The sequence below is a fragment of the Chitinophaga sp. 22620 genome, assembly GCF_052044405.1.
Taxonomy (GTDB): domain Bacteria; phylum Bacteroidota; class Bacteroidia; order Chitinophagales; family Chitinophagaceae; genus Chitinophaga.
The window spans coordinates 836,717-860,202 of the sequence record NZ_JBQEMV010000001.1 but is presented as its reverse complement, the minus strand read 5'-3'; the positions used below and the strand labels follow the sequence as shown (position 1 = coordinate 860,202).

The window sequence follows — 23,486 nt, the reverse complement described above, 5'->3', positions numbered from 1 at the left end:
GGGGCGGTAATTATAACCTGGGACAAATGAAATATTCCGGCTGCATGATCCTGCGTTTGCGGCCGATGAAAGACAACGATACTTCGAATGCGTTGCTGCCTTTGGTGAGCCTGCGCAGGTTGGAAGTATTGGCATCGTAGCTGAGGCCGAGCGTGAAGTTTTTGTAATGGAACCCTGCAAATGGCGACACGGCGTCGTTGATGCGGTAATTGGCGCCCAGCAGCAGATCAAATTCCAGGTTCACCCTGATCTGCGAATAAACGCCTGCAACGATCTCCTCTGCATTTCCCTGGCGCATATAAAGGCCGTGCGGCGTGATGCCCACCATATCAGTAAGCCGGATGCGCGAACCGCCGTGCACGGTATAACGTATGGGCAGCGACCTGCTTTCCTGGTCTTCCGCCACAAACGGATCTTCCGGCTGGGTAAGATGCGCGCCCGCTACACCGATGAAAGGGTTGAAGCGGTGATTGGGGTTACCGTCAAACAGGAGAAGGCCGGCATTGGCGTCAAACACGGTGGAAGAAGTGGCGCGCAGCGTTTCCCCTGAAGGAATGCTCGGATCGAAGCCCATCACGGGGTTGTACTGGCTGCCCAGCTGGAACTTCGACTGGTCCACCCGGCGGTTGATCACCCCTGCCTGGATGCCTGCTATCAGCTGCGTGGTACCGTTCTTACCCATTTTAACACCGCTGTAGGAAACAGTGGCCATGGCATTGAAGTAATTGTACCCTGCATCGCCGGCAGACATATTCAGCGCTGTGATGCCCAGGCCGAGGTTCTTTTTGGTGGGCGCGTCGAACGAAACGCCGGCGGTGGAGTAAGGGTTGCCGAAATTGGCCCATTGGTTACGGTAATTCCCGGTAAGCCTGTAATCCCCGTCTATCACACCTGCCAGGGCAGGATTCAGCCATAAAGGATAAGCATAATACTGGGAGAAATGAGGGTCTACCTGTGCGCTTGCGTTGCTTGCAAATAATGCGCAGAAGAACATCGCAGTGATTAATATTTTATTCTTCATAGGAACATATTTTTTTGTGTTTGTTTAGCCGGAATGAAGCAGGGTGCTTCATTCCGGCAGATTTGTGTTTTGTGCTTGCCAATTGCTACTACCTGATAATGGTGATGGTTCCGCGTTTCTGTACGGTTGTGCCATCCTGCAGGGTAGCGCGGAGTGCGTAGTTGTATACGCCCACCGGCTGTTTCTTGCCGCTCATGGTGCCATCCCATCCGCGGCCTTTGTCTTTCGTTTCAAATACCTGCTGGCCCCACTGGTTGTATATCCTCATTTCAAGCGTTGCAATGGTGGTACCGTATACATACAGGATGTCGTTGGTACCGTCATTATTAGGCGTGAATGCGTTGGGCACGAAGATGAGGTTGCCCGCAGGATTATCCGTGCTGCCGCCGCCCTGGAACCACGCGCTGTTTGCACAGGCGCTGGCGCCTACAGACATCACCTGGAGGGTGACAACCTGGTTGGGCTGGAGGTTGGTAACCGTATGGGTAGTGCCTGTGAGGCCAGAGCTCGGTTGCGTGAAGGTTACGCCGCCGTCGGTAGATACCCTGTAGCCGAGTGCCCCTGCTATCGCATTCCATGTGAAGGTTACGGAATTGGCCGTTCTGCTGGCCAGCGCTACCGTTGGTGCAGGCAGCACTGTGTATACATTCACGGTCACCGGTGTGCGCGTTGCGCTTACACATCCGCCGTTGTAGCCGGCTGCTACGTAGTAGGTGGCTGCTGCGGTGAGAGCCGGCGTGGTGAACACGGGCCCGGTGAATATCGCGTTGCCGCCTGTTGCGGATGTGTACCAGCTGAAGGTTACGCCTGCGTTGGTAGATGTTGCTCTCAGCGTTGCAGTGCTGTCCGGGCAAACGGTGCCGGCGTCCGCAGTTACAACCGGCGCAACTGGTATGTTGCCTACGGTTGCGGACGCTTTGGCCCTGCCGGCGCTGGCGCAGCCGCCGCCTATCACTGCTTCAACATACACATCGAGATTGGCGGTGAGCGCCGGTGTAGTGAAGGTCGGGCTTGCGCTGTTCTGCAGGAGATTGCCGTTCATGGCTGCGTCGTACCAGCGGTAAGTGGTGTTCGGCAGCGGGTTCTGCACCGTGAAGGTGGCTGTTGAGCCGGTGCAAACCGCCACTGTACCGCCGTTCACCAGTGTTGGTGTGGACGGCGCATCCGCGGCGATGAGTATCACCTGGCTGCGGCCATTGCTGGCGCAGGTTCCGCCGGCTACTACCGCTTCAACATACACGGTATCCCTGGTAGTGAGCGGGCTGGCAGTAGTATACATTGTGCCGGTGAACAGCAGGTTGCCTCCGATCGGCGCGTCGTACCAGCGGTATTGCAGGTCCGTGCGCGGGTTAACGATGCTGGAGGTAGCCCTGTTGCCGCGGCATACGGTTACCGTTCCGGCGGATACTGCAGGTATTGCAGGACCGCTGGTGATGGTTACGCTCACTCTTGTACGTGTCGCGCTGGCGCAATTGGTGGAATTCAGGGCTTCGACGTAGAAGTCTTTATTCGCCGTGATCGGGCCGGTGATGTAAGTTGTGTTAGTAGACAATACTGTACCGCCCGTCGGTACATCGTACCAGCGGTAAGCAAGGCTTGGCTGCGCGTTGGTTACATGCAGGCTTGCGGTATTGCCGGCACATACGGCCTTGGTAGTTGCGTCTACCGTTACGGCAGGCGGAACAGGGTTCACCGTTACGGTTACCGTGGTTCTGCCGGCGCTGGTGCAGGTACCGCTTGCAGCTTCCACGTAGTAAGTGGTGGTAGCTGTTACACCGGAGGGCGCGAACGTTGTGCCCTGTGCCAGTCGCGTGCCGCCCGTCGCGGCGCTATACCAGCTGTAAGTAAGCGCTGGCAGCGGGTTGGTAATGGTGAGGCTTACAGGCGCGCCAAGACAAATGGTAGTGCTGCCGCCTACAACCGGTAAGGCCGGTGGTTCTGTAACGGTCACGTCCACTTTTGTAAGGGTTGCGCTGCCGCATCCGCCTGCGCTTTCAGCTGCCACATAGTAGTCAGCCGGGCCGGTAATCGCTGTGGTGGTATATACGGTGCCGGTGAACAGCAGGGCGCCGCCCGGTGTATCGTACCATTTGTAAGTGATGCCTGCTACCGCGTTCGTTACGCGCAGGGTGGCCGGCGCATTGCGGCAAACTGCCACGCTGGCGGATTCAACCGTCGGTGCGACAGGTCCTGCCGCTATGGTCACGGTCACTTTGGTTCTCGTGGTGCTGGTGCAATTGCTGGCATTCACTGCTTCAACATAGAAATCTTTATTGGCGGTGAGCGCAGCAGTCACGTAGTCCGGCGTAGCGGCCAGCACTGTACCGCCTGTCGGTACGTCGTACCAGCGGTAAGTGATGCCCGGTTGCGGGTTGGTTACATGCAGGTCCGCGCTGTTGCCTGTGCAGACTGTTTTCGCAGTGGCGTCCACGGTTACAGCCGGCGGAGCCGGGTTCACTGTAACTGTCACAGACGTTCTGCCGGCGCTGGTGCAGGTCCCACTTGCAGCTTCCACGTAATAGGTAGTGGTGGTGGTTACACCTGCCGGCGCGAATGTAACGCCCTGTGCAAGGCGTGTTCCGCCCGATGCTGCGCTGTACCAGCTATAGGTAAGCGCGGGCAGCGGGTTCTGGATGCTCAGGCTGATCGGGCTGCCCTGGCATACTGTTGTGTTGCCAGTGATCACCGGCAATGCAGGTGCGTCGGTTGCGGTCACATTTACCTGCGTGAGGCCTGTGCTGCTACAACCGCCTGCGCCTACTGCTTCAACATGGTAGGTGGCGTTGGCCACTACCACACCGGTGGTGTAAGCCGCGCCGGAGAAGAGCAGGTTGCCGCCCGGAGCGTCGTACCAGTTATAGGTAACGCCCGCCTGCGGGTTGCTTACGCGCAGGATCGCCTGCGAGCCGCGGCATACCGCAACATTGGCGGATTCAACTGTTGGCGGCGGCAGTACTGCCACTACGCTTACAGCTGCTGTTGCACGGCTGGCGCTGGCGCAATTGCCTGTACCTACAGCTTCTACAAAGAAGGTAGCCGTATCGGTCAACGCATTGGTGGTAATGCTGGCCCCGGTGAAGAGGATCGTACCACCGGTGGCTGCGCTGTACCAGTTGTAGGTCACGCCCGGTTGCGGATTGCTCACGGAAAGTGTGGCCTGCTGGTTGCGGCAGACGGTGGTTACGGGGCTTGCCAGTACCGGAACAGCCGGTGTGGAGTTCACATTCACGGTCACCTGCAACCTGCCGCCCGCGTTGATGCAACCGCCGGTGTTATTTACAGCTTCCACGTAATAGATCGTGGTGGCTGCCAGGTTCGGTGTGTTGAAGGTGGCTCCCGTTGCTATCGGTGTGCCGCCGGATTGTACGGCGTACCAGCGGATCGTGAGCCCTGCTGTTGTAGAGGTCACTTTCAGGATGGCCGGACTACCGGAGCAAATGGTAAGATTATTGGATTCAAGAACAGGATCTGCCGGAGCCGTGCCTACGCTTACGGTTACAGGTACCCTGGTAAGATTGCCGCATGTACCATTGTATGCTTCTGCATAGTAAGTGGCGTTGGCGGTAAGCGCCGGGGTGGTGAACACGCTGTCCAGCGACAGTGGCGCGCCACCGGAAGCGGCGGCAAACCAGCGGATGCTGTGCGCCGGGTTCACTGTTCTTGCCTGCAGGATAGCCGTATTGCCGGAGCAGATGGAAGTATCCCCGCTCACGATCACCGGCGCATCCGGAACCGGCAGCACGCTGATGGTTACCGGCGTGCGGATCGGGTTCACGCAATTGGTGGATGCGCGGTAGCTTTCTGCATAATACGTAGTATTGGCCGTGAGCGCGCCGGTCGTAAACACTTTACCGGTGAATACGGGCGTGCCGCCGATCGCTTGGGTATACCAGCGCACCGTTGCGCTGTCTGAGGCGGTTGCCGTCAATGTAGCCTGGCCGCCTGCGCAGAGCGTTGTGCTGTTGGCCGTTACTGTCGGCGATGCCAGCACGCGGTTCGCATAATAAATGTTCATGTTCAGCAATGCACCCACCAGGCTCCTGAGCCTGATCTCCACTCTCGTGTATGGCGCGCCCGGTGCGAACAGAACCGCCTGTTGATTAGCGCCACCCAACAATACCACGCTTAATGCGCTGCTGCTGAGTGTACGGGTATCGTTGTTGGAAGTGGCGCCATTGTAAGATGTCACCTCTATGTTGGACAATGCCGCTGCATCCAGCAGACCCGCCGGGGTGGAGAACCTGATCTTCACAGTGTCCCCTGCTGCCGCAAGCCCACCGAAATCGAAGGTGTAAGCCACGTTCGCAGCGAGGCCAACCGGCACCTGGATGTTCGCGAAGTTGGCGGTATCGGTATCTACTGCGTTGTCCGGATTGGTCACCGCGCAAAGCAGACAGATCCCGTTCACCGTATTGGTTTGCGCGTTCGCAAAGTCGCAACCCGGGTTGAAGTTGCGGTTCACATTCACGGTAACGGCTGTGCGGGTGGCACTGGCGCAACCGGAAGGCGCAACGGTTTCCACGAAGTACTTAGTGGTATTGGCGAGCTGCGGCGTTACATACTGTGCTCCTGTGAACACCGGCGCTGTGCCCAGTGAATCCAGGAACCAGCGGTAAGTGGCGCCGGCAGTGGCCGATGATGCGGTAAGCGTTGCCGTCTGCCCGTATTCTATCGTGCCTGACGCAGGCTGTATGCTTACGGTCGGATTCGCGGGCGCAGCATTCACCTGTATGGTCACAGACCGCGGTGTTGCGCTTATGCACTGGCCGTTGGCCGCAGCTACGAAATAAGTAGTGGTGGCATTCAGCGCCGGCGTGGTGAATACCGGTCCGCTGAAGATAACGCTGTCCAGCGCCGCGCTGGCGTACCAGTTGAAGGTAACGCCCGGCGTTACAGAGCTGGCCGTGAGCGTAGCCATGCCGCCGGCGCAGATGGAGGTACCGTTCGGCGTTACGTCCGGCGTACCCGGACGAACGGATATGTTAACCTGTACCGCTGTCCGTGAAGTGCTTGCGCAACCTCCGGAAGACGCGGTTTCCGCATAGTATACCACGGAGCTGTCCAGCACCGGCGTGGTAAAGGTTGCACCGGTGAATATGGCCGTGCCGCCGCTTTGCTGTGAATACCAGCGGAAGGTGGCCCCTGCCGGGCCTGTTGCCCTGAGCACAGCGCTGCTGCCGCTGCAGGTGGTAACGGTGGTGGCTTCAAGCGTCGGCGCAGCCGGAACGCTGTCGATATTCACCACACCGCGGGTACGTACCGGGTTCGCGCAGTTGGTGGAAGTTTTCACAGCTTCCACATAGAAGGCTGTATCGGTCGTAACTGGGCCGGATTCGAATGTAGTGCCGGTGAACAGCGGCGTGCCGCCGGTGGGCGTACTGTACCAGCGGAATATGGTATTGGGCCTCGGCGTAACGCTCAGTGTTGCCGTGCTGCCCGGACAGGTGGCTACAGTGTCTGCCTGCAGAACCGGCACGGGAACGAGCCGTTGAGCGTAATGTACGCTCACTGCGCTCAGCGCGGTTGCAATGCCAGCGTTCATGCGTAGTTCCACCCTGTCGAATACAGCGGCGGGCGCAAAGGTCACAAGGGCCTGCGTATTGCCGGGCAACAGGCGGAGCGTAAGCAATCCGCCATTCAGCGTGGTGCGGTCGTTGTTGAAGGTGGCGCCGTTATAAGTAGCGAGCTGCAAGGTACCCAGCAGTCCCACATCCGCAATGGATGCCGGGAAGGAGATCAGCAGCCTTACGCTGTCTCCCGCGTCGCTTGCGGCAGGGAAGATGAGCGTTTGCTGTACATAACCTCCCAGTAATCCCGCTACCACATGCAGCGTGGAGAATGTCTGGGTGCTGGCGTCCACGGCCGAGCCCTGGTTGTCCACATAACATCCCAGGCAGATGCCGTTGGCATTGCTGATCTGCGTGGTGGCAATATCGCAGGGAGCATCGGGATCGGTGATCACAACATTTGCGGTCACAGGGATGCGTTGCGCGCTCACACAACCGCTGTCGTTGCTGGCTTCCACATAGAATGTAGTGGTAGCGTTCAGCGCAGGGGTAGTAAAGCTCGGGCCGGTGAACAGCGGCGTGCCGCCGGTTGGCACATTGTACCAATTGTAGGTCAGCGTGCTGTCCGGCGTATTGACGTTAAAGGTGGCGGTGCCGCCTTGTGGAATGGTGACTGAATTAGCGGTTACGGAAACCGTCGGCAGGCCGACCTTCACGAATACCGGGCTGCGCACTTCGCTCGGGCAGGTAGAGCCCGCGGATACTGCTTCCACGTAATACACCGCATCGGCGGTAATTTCGGGAGTGGTGAAAGTGGCGCCGGTAAATAGCGGCGTGCCGCCGGATGGCGCATCATACCAGCGGAAAGTAGCGCCGGCAGGGCCATTGGCGTTCAGCACGGCGGTTGAGCCGCTGCACACGTTCACGGTATCTGATGCCAGCGTTGCACGCGGTGTTATTTGTTGTACGTAGAACACGTTGATCTCGGTAAGCGCCGATGCAACACCCGCAATTCTTACTTCCACTTCATCGAACACAGCGGAAGGCGCAAATGAAACCACCTGCTGCGTGCCACCATTCAGTAACTGAACGTTAAGCAGGCCGTTGTTCAGCGGTCTTACATCGGCCGCGTTTTCAACACCATTGTTGCGCGGGCGGATGGTGACGTTGCCCAGCAGCTGCAGGTCCAGCAGGCCCGTGGTAGAACCTACCACTATGCGCAGGCTGTCGCCCGGGAAACTTTGATTGCCGAACTGGAAACGCTGGTAAGCGCCGGCGCCCAGCAGGCCCACAGGCACGTGGATAGACGAAGAGGTTTGCGGATTGTCGTCCACCGCCAGGGCGGCGTCCTGAACAGAACACAACAGGCATAGCCCAAAGGTGGAGTTGGTTTGCGTAATGCCGCGGCCGCAAGAAAGGTTGGGACTGGCCGGGCCAACGGTTACGGTGATGGGTACCGCGGTACGGATATAGCTCTTCAGGCCATCGGGCGTGGAAGCTTCCACGTAGAATGTTTTATCCGCGATCAGCACCGGCGTGTTAAAGGTGGGCCCTGTAAACAGCGGTGTGCCGCCTGTGGGCGTATCGTACCAGCTGAAGGTGGCGCCCGGCAGCCTGATGGATGCGGTGATGGTGGTATCGTTGCCGAATGGAACGGTTAAGGACGGCGGGGTTACAGTTACCGGTATGAAGGCGGCAGCCTCGTAGATATTCAAATTGCTGAGCCCTGAAACAAGCCCGGTAAGGTCTACCTGCGCACCGTCAAAAACGGCATTCACGGGAATGGTTACACGGAATTTGCTCACATTGCCGGTCACGTCCAGGCCGAGCGCCTGGAGATTCGCCAGGTCGTTATCCAGCATAACCGCGTCGTTGTTGGGGGTGGCGCCGTTGAAGGTTTGTACCCTGATGCCGCCGAGCAGCTCGGCGCTGAGGAACTGGCCGGGCACGCCAAGGGTGAAGGAGATGCTGTCTCCCGCCTGGTAGGTGCCGGGGAATTGGATCAACTGGCCTACGGAGCCGAGCGCGCCAACGGTTATAGTAGCCTGTGAAGCGGTAGTGGTATCGCCATCCACCGCCAGCGCCGGGTTCTGCACTACACAGCCCAGGCAAATGCCGCCAACGATTGGGCTTTGCTCGTTATCGCCGTATGTCCACAGCGGGCCGGGACCGCCGCCCACGGTAACGGGAACGGCTGTACGGGTAAAGCTTTTCTTGCCATCCGGCGTGGAGGCTTCCACATAATATTCTGTGCTGCGGGTAAGCGGCGGGGTGGTAAAGCTGGCGCTGGTGCCCAGCGGCGTGCCCCCGGTGGGGGAACTGTACCAGGCATATGTTGCGCCCGGCGCTCTCACGCTGGCAGTCATGGTGGCGGTGGTACCGGAAGGGATCACCGGGGCCGGCGGCGTAACATCCACCGGCATGAAGGCTACTGCTTCATATACACGCAGGTTGCTTAACGCGGAAAGCGCGGAAGATGTGCCGATGCTCACGCCGTCGAACGCTGCATTCACGGGAACGGTTACACGGAATTTACCGGTCGAGCCAACACCCACACCAAGGGGTTCAAGCCTCACCAGGTTATTATCAAGCGTAATGGCATCGCCATTGGGTGTATTGTCATTGTAGGACTGAACGGTAAGGCCGCCCAGCGCTGCGAGACTGAACAACTGGTCTGGTAGTTCCAGGATGAAGGCCACACTGTCTCCCGCTTCGTAGGTGCCGGGGAAATGGATCAGCTGCGAAACAGCGCCCAGTGCGCCTACGGTGGTATTGATCAGCGAAGAGGTAGTGGTATCTCCATCCGCCGCATTGTCGCCATCGGCAACGGTACAGCCTACACAGATGCCTGTGATCACTGCCCCGTCCTGCCGGTCGCCATACGTCCACAGCGGGCCCGGGCCGCCGCCTACATTCACTATGGCTGCAGTGCGGCTGAAGCTGGTTTTGCCGTCAGGCGTGGCTGCTTCCACGTAATAAGTGGTGCGGCGGCTCATGGGCGGCGTAACGAAAGCCGGACCTGAACCAACGGGAGTGCCGCCGCTGGGGGATGTATACCAGTTGAATGTTGCATTGGTGAGCCTGTTGGCCGCATTGATGGTAGCGGTTGTTCCGGCAGGCACCGTTTGCTCTGCGGGCGTTACCGTTACAGGTATCATGGCGGTGGCTTCAAACACCTGCAGGTTGGCGAGGCCGCCTGCCACCGGTGCAAGAGAGATCTGCACAGCGTCGAACGGGGCGGTGGCAGGCAGGGTAACCCTGAATTTGCCGGTGGGACCTACCGGGATACCCAGCAGCTGCGCATTCCCGAGAGCCGTGCTGAAAGCAGCGGCGTCGTTGTTGGAAACGGCGCCGTTAAAGGTTTCCACCCTGATGCCTGAAAGCAGCTGCGCGCTCAGCAACTGCCCGGCGGGAATGGCCAGGTCGAGGATAATGCTGTCCTGTGCCTGGTAATTGCCCGGGAAGCGGATGAGCTGGCCGGCGGAACTTAATACGCCCAGGGGTATGCTGATGTTGGACGCAGTGGTCGTATCATGATCTATCGCGAGTTCGGGGTTCTGCACGGAACATCCAATGCAAACACCACTCAGCTGTGGGCTTTGCTCGGTATCGCCGTAGCTCCACAGCGGACCGTCCGCGCCGCCGAGTGTTACCGGCACCGCGGTGCGCAGGTAGCTGCTCAGGCCATCGGGAGTGGCGGCGTCCACATAATAAGTGGTGCTGCGGGTGAGCTGGGGAGTGGTGAAGGATGTGCCGGTATGAATGGCCGAACCGCCGGTGGGCGTGGTGTACCAGTTGAGGGTAGCGCCAGCCGGGCGGACAGTTCCATTTAACGTTGCGGTAGTATTGTAAGGTATACGTGCGGGTGAAGGGGTGACCGCTACAGGAATCATCGCGGCAGCTTCATAAATGCGCAGGGCGGCCAGTTCGGCCAGTACCGCGTTCAGCTTCACTTCCACGCCGTCGAACGGCGCGGTGGCGGGTATGCTCACCCTGAATTTATTGGTGCCGCCAATACCTATACCCAGCAGCTGCACGTTGATCAGGTCTGTGCCTAAGTTCGTGGCAGCGCCGGCAGTAGCGGCGCCGAGGTAAGGCTGTATGGCGATATTGGTCAGTATCGATTTGGTGTATAATTGCCCGGGCAGTTCCAGGTCGAGAATGATGGAGTCGCCGGGCTGATAGATACCGGGGAACTGGATGAGCTGGCCTACGCTGCTGAGCGCACCCACAGGGGCAGACAGCAGGGAGGAGGTACTGGGATTCGCATCTACGGCATTCATCGGATCGGTGACGGTGCAGAGCGCGCAAATGCCGGCAAGCCGCGGGCTAACTTCCTGGTCGCCGTAGGTCCACAACAGGCCGGGGCCGCCGCCTACATCAACGGTAACGGCTGTACGAATATAACTTTCGCGGCCGTCTGCCGTGGTGGTAGCGGCTACGTAATAAGTATGCACGCCGCGGGTGAGCACGGGCGAGGTAAAGGCGGGGCCGCTGCCGAGCAGGTTGCCGCCCACCGGCGCATCGTACCAGTTGAAGGTAGCGGCGCCCAGGCGCATGGATGCGTTGAGCGTTGCGGCGGCGCCTGCCGGGGAGATCACCGGTCGCGCGCTGGGCGTAACAGTAACAGGCACCATGGCGGTCACTTCGTATATGAGCAGGCTGCTAAGTGTGTTGAGCACTGCGCCGATGGTTACTTCCACACGGTCGAACTGGCCGGGAATGGCCACCACAGCCCTTCGTTTGCCTGCTGCGCCTACCCCCAGCGCCTGTACGTTTATAAGCGGGGAGTTGAGCGGCACGTCCAGCAGGGGCGTGGTGGAGGTTCCGTTGAACACGGCGAGGCGGATACCGCCCAGCAGTGCTGCGTCCACTACGGTGGAAGGCACTTCGAAATCTACCACTACGCTGTCTCCCGCTTCGTAAGTACCGGGAAAGATAATACGCTGTCCGGTAGACGAGAGTATGCCCAGCGTGGCGTTCACCTGCGCAGCGGTATTGATGTCGCCGTCGTGGCTGAGCGCGTCGTTGGTGATGGAGCACAGCGGGCAGAGCAGCACGGGGGGCTTGATCTCCTGGTCGCTTGCGCCCGGGCTATAGATAGGGCCCGCGGCAAAGAACGTGTTTGCAGATGCGGCGGCCTGGCTGCCGGCGATCAGCGGAGATCGTCCATACCAGTCTTCCGGCACAGCGGAAGCCATATTGGATGAGGGATACCACCAGTACTGCATAAAGGCTGAAGGAGCGGCTTTTTCAGCAGCATGCGCACCTTTCACCGGCCAACCAAAAAGCCAGGTAAAGGAAAGGGCAATAAAGATGCGCAAAAGGCATGTAGGAGTAACATTAAAACTCATATACAATGGTTTGGGTTATAATGAAGTAATATTTACTACGATATAGGGCCTGAAACGGGGTACCATCCTGCATTTGAGCAGGGGTGATGGTTTCTCACAGGCCAATAGTTATACACATGGGGAATGGTTTGCAAGAATGGTTCTGTCAAAAAAATTCAGGTATCGGAAGCCGGTCTTTTGTTTTTGATAGGATACATTCGGTTGAAACGATTCACGATGATTGATACAGGTATATTCGGAAGCACATGATCTCTGACACCACGAAATTAAAGGGGTTCACACATGAAACGATGTGTCATTCTTGTTCATTTCTATGAACAGGATTGAGTCTGTTCATTATTTGAACGTCTGTTCATTCTGTTCATTTTAAAAAAGAATGAACAAAATCTGTTCAAGAACTGTAACTCGTGTATTCACCAATGAATGTCACATACCCGTAAAATCAATTCTTTTTTATGCATAGCTTTCACTCCTTTCGTCATTTCTATCATCCTTTAAACAAGGATTATCCGGGAAAAAAAATCTCAAAGAATTTTTTACCGCCCTCAGTACCTGTCATTTAATTGATAATCAAATCAAAAAACATGTTTGTTCAATCAACTATTACCTATTCAGTTTATCCATTCCTGAAAAAACAAAATCCAAACATTCATTCGCTTACGTATCTATTCACTCGTACCATTATTCGGGGGTCTCTATAGTCCTAATCCATTAATTGTGTGCCCATATGATCGACCTGTCCTACGACTTCATCATCACTTTACAAAGTGAGGTGCTGCGACAATTCGGGGTGGAAAATCTTCAGCCAAATCAATGTAAACACCTCGCCCAGGCTATTCTTAACCATACCGGAAAACTCGTCAGCGAAACCACACTCAAACGTGTTTTCGGGTTTGCAGTCACGCAACACAGCTTCTCACGCTATACCCTCAACACGCTCGCGCAGTATTGCCGGTACCGCGACTGGGAAGAATTCCAGACCCACTTCTATAAAAAAACATTCCGCCAGCCGCCGGAAGATCACTCCAAATGGGGAGACGTACGCAAACGCGCAGCCGCCGTTTCGCATTACACCATGCTCACCCTCAAGAACCGCTGCGGCATGCCCTTCGAGAACACGGTGCCAAGGCAATACTGCCTCTCCCACATCGAAAGATTCCTGGAAAGCAGCTACGCCGCCACTGTCCTTATCGCACCCTCAGGCTGGGGAAAATCACTCGCATTGGTACACGCAGCAGAACATTACTGGTTCGGAAGAGACCCTGTGTATCAAAATGACATCTGCTGGTTTATCAACGCGCATGCCGCCGGCAGCCTCCTCCTCAAAGGATTTTCCCTCTCCGCCTGGCTGGACAACCAGCTGAGCCTCGGCAACGGCGACAACTTCCGCGAATACTTCTCCACCCACCCCAACGAAAAAGGCGGCCGCCTTGTGCTCATTATAGACGGGTTCGACGAGATCGCCATGGGCGCAGACAAGCTGAAGCTGCTCTACAACAAGCTGGAAGATTTCGTGTATTCGAACGACCAGCACCCATGGGTAAAAGTGATCCTCTCCATCCGCTCCGGCACCTGGGGCGAAGTGTTCCACCAAAGCCACCAGTACCCTTCGTTCCGCAAATACTGGTACCTCGGCCCGGAAATGGATGAAGACACCAATACCAATATCCCCCTGCTCACCGAACAGGAGGTAAAATCCGTGCTGTACAATTTCGATTTCGACCCGGCCACCGTACGACTGTTCTCAGACAGCTTCCTGCAAAAACTTAGGCATCCTTACTACCTGCAACTCTTTTCACAACTCAATACCACGCCGGAGCAGTCGTTCATAGACGAGAACCTCAGCCTGTTCGAAGTGATCAGCCGCTTTGTCCAGAACCGGGTATTCAACTCCACCGCCAATTCCTTCAAAGTGCGCATCATCGATAAAATGCTGCAGCTGCTGGATATGGGGAAAGCGGGACTGTATACGGACAAATGCACGCTGCTGAATAAAAATGCGGACCTCTTCCCCGCGTATAAAGAATTGCTGGCGGATAACATCCTGGTGGAAGAAAACCTGAGCCAGGAGATCATGTTCAATGTGAAAGTGCGTTTTGCGCACAACTTCCTGCTGGAATACTTCACCGCCATGCACTTCCTGGCAGAGCACGAACAAAGCGTGTCTGAGCCCCTGCTGCGGCATGTGCTGGATTATTTCCCGCAAAGCCCATTCCGTATAGCAGTGTTCAAATGGTTATTGCGTTACGCCATCACGGGCAACCAGGTGGAAAGCATCCGCAATTTCTTCAAGCTGCCGCTGGCCACGCTCGAAAAAGCGCACCTGCTGGAATACGTGGTGCTGCATTACCAGCAGGAAGGCTCCCAGCAATTACAGCTGTCCGCCATATTCCCGCCGGGCTGGTTCAGGAAGAACCCTTTCAGCCAGTTCATCAACGACGATTTTATCCATTTCAAAAAAAGGAAAGTGCTCAATACCCTGCTGGGTATGGCAGAGTCGCCGGAAGACAAGCTCAAGATCCGCAGCAATCTTTTTGTGATGGCGCTTATGCAGCTGGATGCGGAACAATGCGAGATAGAATTGTCCAACATCAAAAAGATCTGCGCCGGCGGCGAAATGGCCGGAGAAATGTGGATCAGCCCTTACGAAGCCTTCCTCTTCATTTACGAGTACCTTAAGTTCGGGCAGCTGGACGAGAAGATGAAGGACAAGATCTACCACTACGTGCAGCACTGGAATTTCGCCAACGAAAAAACCTTTACCGTCGGGGAAGAAGCCGTGTACCGCGCGATGTGCTTTATTTTCCTCATGCTGGGCGATTATCACCAGCTGCTGCTTTTCACGCAGCGGCTTTTCCAGCAGCATCCTTCCATCCTTTTCAACCGTACCGATCCTTTCCGGCTGATGCTGCTCTGCTGGAAAGCCCAGGCGCACATCAGCACCGGCGACATCGCCGCCGCGGCAAGGATCAGCCAGCATGTGGAGAACGTGCTGAAGTTCTATTCCTCCGACTTCTTCAACGGCCGCCACCTGGACACCCTGCAGAAGATCATCGCGGCACAGATCTATTACCAGGAAAAAGAGTTCAACAAAGCCATCAGGGCTGCGGAAGCAGCTATGGACACGGCGCAGAAGCTGGACTTCAAGATATTCGCACTCCTCAATTATGGTGTACTTAACCGGATATACCACCACCTGCAAATGGACAAGCAGAAGAAAGACGCCCTGCACAAAATGGAGCTGATCCGGGAAAGCACTTCCTTCAAGCAGACGCTTCCCGCTTTTGAACCCATATAGCCGGGCCGCGGCCCCCCGGGAATGTTGATAGCATTTTAACAATATTTCCGGGGCCGTACCGCGTAATTGGCATAATTTTACGGTACCAGATACCGTAATGCCGATCGATCAAAGCAAATACTCCACTTTCCAGCATTTTTTGCTGAACCTCCTGAGCCTGTTGACCATACTGCCCCTGGCTCCGTATATCAACCGGTTCATGCCGGTGGTGCAGCTGGGGCAATGGCATATCGATCTTTTTCTTTCCATCCTGATCGCCTTCCTGTTCACCCGCCTGCTGCTGTGGGTATTTAAGCCGCTGATCATCCCGGCATTCGTGCTGGTGGCGGGCGTCCTTGTATTCAACCTGTTCACCGGCCGGTATTCCTTTTCCAATGTGCTGAACGACTACCAGGGCATGGTGCAGGGCAACTGGGGCACGCGTGACAACAAGCAGCTGGACATCCTCAGCTTTTACCCCCGCAAGGTGGAGACCTATATGGACAAGACCGTTCGCGGCATCCGGGAGAAGGCCGTTTACAAAGATTCGCTCGTGCGCAACTTTTCTGTTGAACATTCACTGGATTATTATGACGAATACTTTCCAAAGTACGGGAGGGTGGTGCGGTATCTCTCGCTTTTTAAATACATTCGCCATCATTTCAAGTATGTGAACGACAGCCAGCGCGATGAATACTTCGCCACACCCATGGAAACCATCCGGAACGGGCTGGGCGGGGATTGCGATGACCATTCCATCCTGATGGCCAGCTGCATGCAGAGCATAGGCGCCCGAACCAGGATCGTGCTGATCAAGGGGCACGCTTACCCGGAGCTGTATTGCGGCAATAAGGAAGAGTTTGAAACGATGAAGCAGGCAATTGTCCATTTATTCAACAATCCGCCTGTTAAAGAGTTATATTATCATGAAATGAAGGGCGAATACTGGATCAACCTGGATTATTCCGCATGGAATCCCGGAGGGCGTTACCTGAACGATAAAGTATATGCGCTGATAGAATTGTAGATTTTTTACCCAAAACATTATAACCATGAAAGTAAACACCGGAGTTCCCGAGAAACATTTGCAGGCAGTTGCGGATAAATTGCAGGTTTTGCTGGCCGATGAACAAGTGCTGTACACCAAAACCCGCAATTATCACTGGAACGTGGTAGGGGACAATTTTCACGAGATGCACCTGTTCTTTGAAGGACAGTATGGCGAATTGGCAGAGATCATTGACGAAGTTGCAGAGCGCATCCGCATGATCGGGCACTTCAGCACCGGCCGCCTGGTGGATTTCCTGAAGCTCACCCACCTGCTGGAACCCGAGTATACCAGCGACCAGTCACAACAGATCAAAAACCTGCTTGACGACCATGAGACCATCATCCGTTTCCTCCGCGAGCTGATCACCGAGTTTGCCGACAAGGAGAAAGACCTTGGCTCCAGCGATTTCGTGACCGGCCTTCTGCGCCAGCACGAAAAAATGGCCTGGATGCTCCGCTCTTACCTGAGCAAATAATCACCCGGGATACGTGAAAGGCCGGCCCAGTTGAGGGCCGGCCTTTTTTATGACCGCTTGCCGCTGTTGTTAATCCAATCCTTTGTAGATAATGATCTCCACCCGCCGGTTGCGCTGCCTGCCCTCCTGGGAATCGTTCGGCGCCACCGGGTCCGCTTCGCCCAGGCCTGATACATGACGGATATATTTCTCCAGCCCTTTACCCTTCAGGTATTCCGCCACCGCAGCGGCCCGCATGCGGCTGAGATTGAGGTTATAGGCTTCCGTGCCCACATTGTCCGTATACCCGAGGATCTGCAGCTGGATGGTATCGTTGCGCGGGATGCGGGCCACCAGGCTGTCAAGCGAGTTATACAACTTAGCGTTCAGCTCGCTGCTGTTGAAGCGGAAAAGCACATCCGGGATCACCAGCGTATCCGGCGCGGGTGGCGGGGGTGGCGGAGCAACGGCCGGCGGCGGCTTCGGATGGCAGAATTCTATCTCCACGAAATTGTTCTCTTCTTTACCGGCCTCGGTCGCGGTGTCGTAGCGGGGTTCCAGGTTGCCCCTTCCGTATACCTCCACATCGTCCATCGCGAAGCCGTGGCGGTATACCAGCACGTCTTTCAGCTTCTGGGCCTGCACGGTGGACAGTATCTTGTTGTATTCGGCCGTTCCCGGCCTGAAGGCGTAGCCGGTCACGATCACTTTGGTACCGGCGTAGGGGTCGTATACCTTTACTATGGAATCCAGCCTGGCGGCGGCTTCCGGGTATTTTGAACGGCCCTTCGGCGTAAAAATGCTTTCATCCTTCACGATGAGGGTCACGCAATGGCGCTTGTCCTTTTTTATTTCGACTTTCGTTTCCTCGATACGGTATTTACGCGGCACAGTATGGCGGAGATGCGAGGCGTAGAGCGTGTCTTTCACCGCCTGCGCTTCCGGGCAGAGCGGTTGTGTTTCCAGCGGTTCCAGGCCGATGCTGTCGATATACACATATTCCCGCGAAAAGTCCCCGCGTTTGGGCTTATTGAAACTGCCTACAATGATGTGCGTGGCGCCGGCGGGCGCGGTGAACACCTTTTCCATGCGGCTGAATATCCCGTCTTTTTTGTTTTTGGGCAATGCATCGCGGCCGGTGAGCACGATGGTAGGGGGAAGCGTGTCCAGCGGCACGGCGGCCAGGCGGTAGATCCAGGTCGTATCCAGCCGGATGCCGATCTCTACCGTTTCGCGGGTTTCAGAACCCGCCACTACGGTGATCCTGTATTGCCGGCCGGCCACTACCGGGCACAGCAACTTGCTCTGCGCATAGTTGCACATGCCGCGATGCCCGCTGTACATGAGTTTCAGCAGCTGCACGCCTTCCACTGCCGCCGTGGAATACAGGTAATCTATACGCATATGCTCCGGTGACACGCTTACCCAGGCAGAGGGATTGCAGGGTGCGCGGTATTCCGTGCAAATGTTCACATCTTCAAAACTTGGATTGGCAACAAGATTCTGCGCACTGCCGGTTGCAAACTGGCCAAGAACGGGAATTAAAAATAATATATGCCTGTACGTTAGTTTCATAGAGCGGGAACTCTATCATTATAACAGAAAAACACATTAATTATTATGCACTTATGGCAAGGTAACACAAATGTTGGATAGAAAAGTTTAACCCTTTCACCCTCTTTTTGTTAATACTACATTCCCTTTTGCGAATCGTATTCATTACTTATTTAAAACAAATAAATGATGGAACAGTTATTTACCGGGAAAGTGGCATTGGTAACGGGGGCCGGCTCAGGCATCGGCGAGGCCACGGCAAAGCTGTACGCGGCTGAAGGCGCGAAAGTGATCGTGTCTGACGTGAATGAGAAAGGCGGCAACAGCGTCGTGGAAGCCATCCGCAAAGCCGGCGGGGACGCGCAGTTTGAGAAATGCGACGTGAGCAGGCCCGAGGAGTGCGCGCAGCTCGTGAAAGCCACGCTGAAACATTACGGCCGGCTGGACATTGCCTGCAACAACGCGGGTATCGGCGGCGAGCAGAACCTGATCGCCGATATGAGCGTGGAGGGGTTCGACAAGGTGATAGCCGTAAACCTGGCCAGCGTGTTCTATTGCATGAAATACCAGATACCCGTTATGCTTGAAAACGGCGGCGGGGCTATTGTGAATATGGCTTCCATACTCGGGCAGGCGGGCTTTGCCCATTCAGCGGGCTATGTGGCCGCCAAACACGGGGTGGTGGGCCTCACCAAGAATGCCGGGATAGAGTATTCCGCCCGGGGCATCCGCGTAAATGCTGTAGGGCCCGGCTTTATAGACACTCCCCTGCTGGCAGGGGCGCCGCCGGAAATGAAAGCCGCCCTCGTGGCCAAACACCCCATCGGGCGGCTGGGCACCGCGGAGGAAGTAGCCGAGCTGGTGATCTGGCTCAGCTCAGACAAGGCATCTTTTGTAACAGGCGCTTATTACCCGGTTGACGGGGCCTACCTGGCTCCCTGACCGGAATTTGGTCATAATTGGAGAAGGCCCCGGTGTTGTACTGCCGGGGCTTTTTTATGCCCGGGAAGAGCCGCAGGCCGAAAATCCCTTGTTCGCGCCGTTCATCCAGCCAGTTACAGAAAGATCGCCTCATGGGCAAAGATTATTGAAGAATAGAACGTCTTACCTTATGATACCCCCTTCCGTGATTACAGGCAGCGTGTACGTTACCATTTATCCTGCATATCATGCATATGTGTAAATGTTACCCTTGACAAAAAGCGGGATCGTATTTTTCGGACATCAACCTATACGTTAAGAATAGATGAGTATCAAGCGAAACTGCGGCACATCCTTCCTGTGCCTGCTGGGATGTATGTTTTCATTTTTTACGGCACAGGCGCAGCAGCCCCCTTCCAACAAGGATACGGAAACGGGAGCCATCAGCGGGAAAGTTCTTCAGGCCACCAATAAAGAACCCATTCCATTTGCTTCAGTCGCGTTGCTGAATGAAGATGATTCCTCCATCGTGACCGGCGTTGCCGCCGATGAAAAAGGCGGTTTCCTCCTGAAACCTGTGCCCTACGGCAGCTACCTCGTGAAGATCGGCACGCTGGGATACAACCCCTATTTCGTAAGCGTAAAGCTGAGCGCGGAAAGAACCCAGCGCGAGCTGGGCACCATCCTGCTCGAAACCGGCAGCCGCAACCTGAAGGAAGTGACCGTGGTGGGGCAGAAGCAGATGTACACTATGAACAAGGACAGCATCATTTTCACGCCGGATGAGAACTTCCTGCCCGGCGGCACCGGCATGGAGCTGCTGGAATACGTGCCCGGCGTAACCATCGATGCGAATAACAATATCACCATGGAAGGAAAGGACCGGGTGAAATTTTACGTGGACGACAAACCCATTGCCCTTACCGGCATGGACGCCAACAGCTACCTGAACAACCTGCCCTCCTTCATGATAGAACGCATTGAAGTGCTGAAAGCCCCGCCCGACGCGGTGGAGGCAGAACAGGCGCTCGTGGAGGGACGGACCAATATCCGGTACATCAACATCATCACCCGCAAAGTGCAGTTCCGCGGCTATTCCGCAGCGTTCACCGCGGGGGTGGACAGCCGGCGCAACCTGAACGCCAAAATGCGCTACAACCTGAACCTCGCGCCTTTCCAGGTCACTTATTTCAACAACGGCCAGTATAATTCAGACAGCAGTTATGTGAACCGCACCTACTTCCCGAAAACACCGGGCGGCGACAGCTCGTACCTTTCGCAGAAGAACTTCCGCACTTCCTATAACTTCAACCACAACCTGAACGGCCGTTACGAACTGAAGATCACGGAAAAAGAAAGGCTCCGCGGCTCCGTAACCCTCGGCTGGACGGGCGACGGCAGCGACGCGGAAAACAACAGCATCAACAGCAACTACGCGCAGAAGCCTACCATGATCAAAAACCAGGAGAGCCGCAACCGCCGCAACGGTTATCGCGCCGTAACCGACTGGTATTATTTTAAGGAATATGAAGAGAACTCCGAGAAGAAGCTGGAAGCGGGTTTCAACTTCGTGAAAGGCGGTGGCAGCGGGTATGGGAACAACGATTATTTTTATTTGCTTACTGACGATACTTCTTTACAGCGCAACGACCGGAAGAACGGCAACTTCAACCTGCGTTCCAACATCCACTTCCGCCAGCCGCTTTCGGACGGTAAATATTACGACCTGAGCGCCACCGCGGAGCTGAGCAGCGGCATGAACCTCAACAATGCCACGCGCAAGAACGTGAACGACATTGAGCTGCTGCCCGCGCCGCAGCTTTCCACCGACTACAGCGATTTCAACCAGAACTACGCCGCCAACGTATCCGTCGGGAAACGCAGCCGTAAGCTGGGATACAACTTCACGGGGCGCCTGGGCTACATCGGCAACAAATCGGAGGAACTGTATGCAGGCAACCGCTTCAACAACGAAACCTACGAAGTGCGCAGCTCCATGGGCATCAATTACAGTCCCTGGAAAAACCATATGGCCAATTTCCGTTTCAACCCGGGCCTGCAATACTTCAACCAGCTGGCCCTGCTGGATTCATTGAAGAACAGCGTGCCGTTCAAATACACGAACTTCTCGCCCGGCTTCAATTTCCAGTACGATTACAAGCAGCAGCAGCTCACGTTCAACTTCAACCGGAACATGGACCGGCCTTCGCCTGAACAGCTGAACCCCTTCGTGAACACGGCGGATAGCTTCAATATCCGCACCGGCAATCCCAACCTGCGCCCGTCTTTCACGAAAGACTACCGGCTGGAGTACACCGCGCAGATCAAGAGCCACCAGGTGAAAGTGGGTCTCGAAAAACAGGACGCCAGCGACATCATCAGCCGTTATACCCAGGTGGAATACATCAACGACAGCACCATCATCAATACCAGCACTTACGTGAACCTTGCGTCGCGCAGCGACAGGAACGCGTATGTGACGCTCAATTCGCACTTCTTCAAGGCATTGGGCAACAATAAGGGCTCGTTCAACATGAACGTGAGCGGCGGTTTGAGGTATTATGAAACGATTACTGACGGCGGGGAAGAAGGGAAAGAAGCGGTGAGTGAGAAATTCGCGCATGTATCCGGCTGGACCTCCAACCTTACCATCTGGGCGGCTTACCGCATCCGCGTGTTCTCCATTTCGGTGAACGGCCGTTACAACGGCCCGCGCTATTATTCACAGGGCAAGCAGGAGGCACGCTTCAACAGCGGGCTGCGCGGCCAGGTGAATCTTTTCCAGCGCAAGCTGAACGTGGCGTTCACCTGTGAGAACATCTTCGGTTCCAGCGTGAAGAACTTCTACGAGCTGACCAACACTTACGAACAATACTCCAACAACAGGAAGAATGTACGTTTCTTCAGCCTGAACGTTACTTACAACATCCGCAAATTCACGAAGCTGGGCCAGAAGGGGCCGAAAGATTACGAGAAGGAAGAACCGCTGTAGTTAAAGCATCATACGCGATTTCAGCTCAAGGTATTTGTTCACCACGTCTACCGTCAAATGTTCGGGCGTGGTGAGCAGCGACATAATGCCGTACTGCGCCAGCTCCCGCACGATCTGTTTCTTTTCATGCGCAAACTTCTGCGCGATCACCTGGATGTAGATCTGTTCCACATCCTGTACCTGTTTTTCATTCAGCTTTTTGATCTCCGTGTTTTCGAAGAACACGACCAGCAGCAGGTGGTATTTTGCGATCTGGCGCAGGAAAGGGAGCTGCCTTTGCAGGCTGGTTATCGACTCGAAATTGGTGAAGAAGATGAGCAGCGAGCGCTGCGAGAGGGATGCGCGCAGGTGCACGCCCAGCCTTTCCACGTCGCTCTCCGTCCAGGCGGTGGTTTGGGCGTAGAGCTGTTCCAGTATTTTGTTCAGCTGTACTTTTTTACTGCTGGCGGCGAGGATCTCGGTTTGTTTACCGGTGAAGGTCACGAGGCCGGCTTTGTCGCCTTTGCCGAGGGCCACGTTACTGAACACGAGGGTGGCGTTGATGGCGTAATCGAGCAGGGTAAGCCCGTCGAAAGGCATTTTCATGGTGCGGCCTTTGTCTATCACGCAGTACATCTGCTGGGAGCGTTCTTCCATGAAGTTGTTCACCATCAGCGTGCCGCGGCGGGCGGTGGCTTTCCAGTTGAGGGTACGCACATCGTCGCCCCGGGTGTATTCTTTGATGTGATCGAACTCAATGCTGTGGCCTATTACGCGTTTGCGGTGAACCCCCATTTCGCTCAGCTTGTGTTTGATCGAAAATAATTCATAGTTGCGCAGCTGCATGAAAGAGGGATATACTTTCACTGTTTTTTCCAGCGCTTCCGTATACCGCCGGGTAACCAGGCCAAAGGCGCTCCGTACATACAGCTGCACGTTGCCGAACTGGTATTCCCCTCTTTCCACCGGTCGCAGCCGGTATTTGTACTGCTTCTCTTCCCTGGCCTTCAGGCTGCCTTTCAAAGAAAAGTTGCGCAGCTGGAACTGGAAAGGCAGTTCATCCACGATCTCCAGCCGCACGGGAAACGTGTAGCCGTTGCGGACGAGCAGCTCCACTTCGTTCTCGTCGCCGTTGCTGAAGCGGTCGCTCATGCGGCGCTCTGCGCGCAGCGCGCGGCCCGGCAGATACAGCAATGCCATATCCAGCAGCAGCACGGCCGAGCAAACGATCAGCGCGGTGATGGCCGCCTGGAAAAGCACCGGCACAAAAAAGGCGGTCACAAATGTGATAATGATCACGCCCAGCGCCAGGTACAGCCTTGTGCTGAGGAAAAATGAACGGTAGAACCGGGTGAGTATTCCCATATTATTCCTGT

Annotated in this window: 9 protein-coding genes; 5 read left to right on the top strand and 4 right to left on the bottom strand. The window is 55.9% G+C overall.

Annotation, left to right across the window (positions count from 1 at the left end):
- Window positions 1-10: 10 nt before the first annotated feature.
- Both ACTJIK_RS03670 and ACTJIK_RS03665 read right to left on the bottom strand, forming a co-directional pair.
- Entirely contained in the window at window positions 11-1,021 is a 1,011-nt protein-coding gene (locus ACTJIK_RS03670; protein ID WP_440644958.1) for a PorP/SprF family type IX secretion system membrane protein, read from the bottom strand.
- A gap of 88 nt (window positions 1,022-1,109) precedes the next feature.
- On the bottom strand, window positions 1,110-11,882 hold the full coding sequence (locus tag ACTJIK_RS03665; RefSeq protein WP_440644957.1) for a gliding motility-associated C-terminal domain-containing protein: 10,773 nt from the start codon (window positions 11,880-11,882) through the stop codon (window positions 1,110-1,112).
- Window positions 11,883-12,609: 727 nt separating this feature from the next.
- Here ACTJIK_RS03665 and ACTJIK_RS03660 point away from each other — a divergent pair.
- The 3 genes from ACTJIK_RS03660 to ACTJIK_RS03650 all read left to right on the top strand — a co-directional run bounded on the left by ACTJIK_RS03660 (window position 12,610) and on the right by ACTJIK_RS03650 (window position 16,685).
- Complete coding sequence (locus tag ACTJIK_RS03660) at window positions 12,610-15,180, top strand: NACHT domain-containing protein (protein ID WP_440644956.1); 2,571 nt, start codon at window positions 12,610-12,612, stop codon at window positions 15,178-15,180.
- 97 nt (window positions 15,181-15,277) lie between these two features.
- The gene (locus tag ACTJIK_RS03655; protein WP_440644955.1) at window positions 15,278-16,186 is read left to right on the top strand and encodes a transglutaminase domain-containing protein; all 909 of its coding nucleotides are present in this window, start codon (window positions 15,278-15,280) and stop codon (window positions 16,184-16,186) included.
- Between the two features lie 25 nt (window positions 16,187-16,211).
- Window positions 16,212-16,685, top strand: a complete 474-nt coding sequence (locus tag ACTJIK_RS03650) for a Dps family protein (RefSeq protein ID WP_440644954.1) — start codon at window positions 16,212-16,214, stop codon at window positions 16,683-16,685.
- A gap of 69 nt (window positions 16,686-16,754) precedes the next feature.
- Here the strand turns inward: ACTJIK_RS03650 and ACTJIK_RS03645 are convergent, their stop codons facing one another.
- The gene (locus ACTJIK_RS03645) at window positions 16,755-18,137 is read right to left on the bottom strand and encodes an OmpA family protein (protein WP_440644952.1); all 1,383 of its coding nucleotides are present in this window, start codon (window positions 18,135-18,137) and stop codon (window positions 16,755-16,757) included.
- A 267-nt stretch (window positions 18,138-18,404) separates the two neighbouring features.
- Here ACTJIK_RS03645 and ACTJIK_RS03640 point away from each other — a divergent pair, with 267 nt between their 5' ends.
- Together ACTJIK_RS03640 and ACTJIK_RS03635 are read left to right on the top strand one after the other, a co-directional pair.
- Window positions 18,405-19,160, top strand: a complete 756-nt coding sequence (locus tag ACTJIK_RS03640) for an SDR family oxidoreductase (RefSeq protein ID WP_440644951.1) — start codon at window positions 18,405-18,407, stop codon at window positions 19,158-19,160.
- A 304-nt stretch (window positions 19,161-19,464) separates the two neighbouring features.
- On the top strand, window positions 19,465-22,131 hold the full coding sequence (locus tag ACTJIK_RS03635; protein ID WP_440644950.1) for an outer membrane beta-barrel protein: 2,667 nt from the start codon (window positions 19,465-19,467) through the stop codon (window positions 22,129-22,131).
- Here the strand turns inward: ACTJIK_RS03635 and ACTJIK_RS03630 are convergent, their stop codons facing one another.
- Complete coding sequence (locus tag ACTJIK_RS03630) at window positions 22,132-23,475, bottom strand: DUF58 domain-containing protein (protein WP_440644949.1); 1,344 nt, start codon at window positions 23,473-23,475, stop codon at window positions 22,132-22,134.
- Between the last annotated feature and the right edge of the window lie 11 nt (window positions 23,476-23,486).

What these genes read in the sequence shown, in the direction of transcription:
- ACTJIK_RS03655 (WP_440644955.1), top strand. Translation starts at nt 15,278, where the DNA reads ATGCCGATCGATCAAAGCAAATACTCCACTTTCCAGCATTTTTTGCTG.
- ACTJIK_RS03670 (WP_440644958.1), bottom strand. Translation starts at nt 1,021, where the DNA reads ATGAAGAATAAAATATTAATCACTGCGATGTTCTTCTGCGCATTATTT.
- ACTJIK_RS03665 (WP_440644957.1), bottom strand. Translation starts at nt 11,882, where the DNA reads ATGAGTTTTAATGTTACTCCTACATGCCTTTTGCGCATCTTTATTGCC.
- ACTJIK_RS03660 (WP_440644956.1), top strand. Translation starts at nt 12,610, where the DNA reads ATGATCGACCTGTCCTACGACTTCATCATCACTTTACAAAGTGAGGTG.
- ACTJIK_RS03650 (WP_440644954.1), top strand. Translation starts at nt 16,212, where the DNA reads ATGAAAGTAAACACCGGAGTTCCCGAGAAACATTTGCAGGCAGTTGCG.
- ACTJIK_RS03630 (WP_440644949.1), bottom strand. Translation starts at nt 23,475, where the DNA reads ATGGGAATACTCACCCGGTTCTACCGTTCATTTTTCCTCAGCACAAGG.
- ACTJIK_RS03640 (WP_440644951.1), top strand. Translation starts at nt 18,405, where the DNA reads ATGATGGAACAGTTATTTACCGGGAAAGTGGCATTGGTAACGGGGGCC.
- ACTJIK_RS03635 (WP_440644950.1), top strand. Translation starts at nt 19,465, where the DNA reads ATGAGTATCAAGCGAAACTGCGGCACATCCTTCCTGTGCCTGCTGGGA.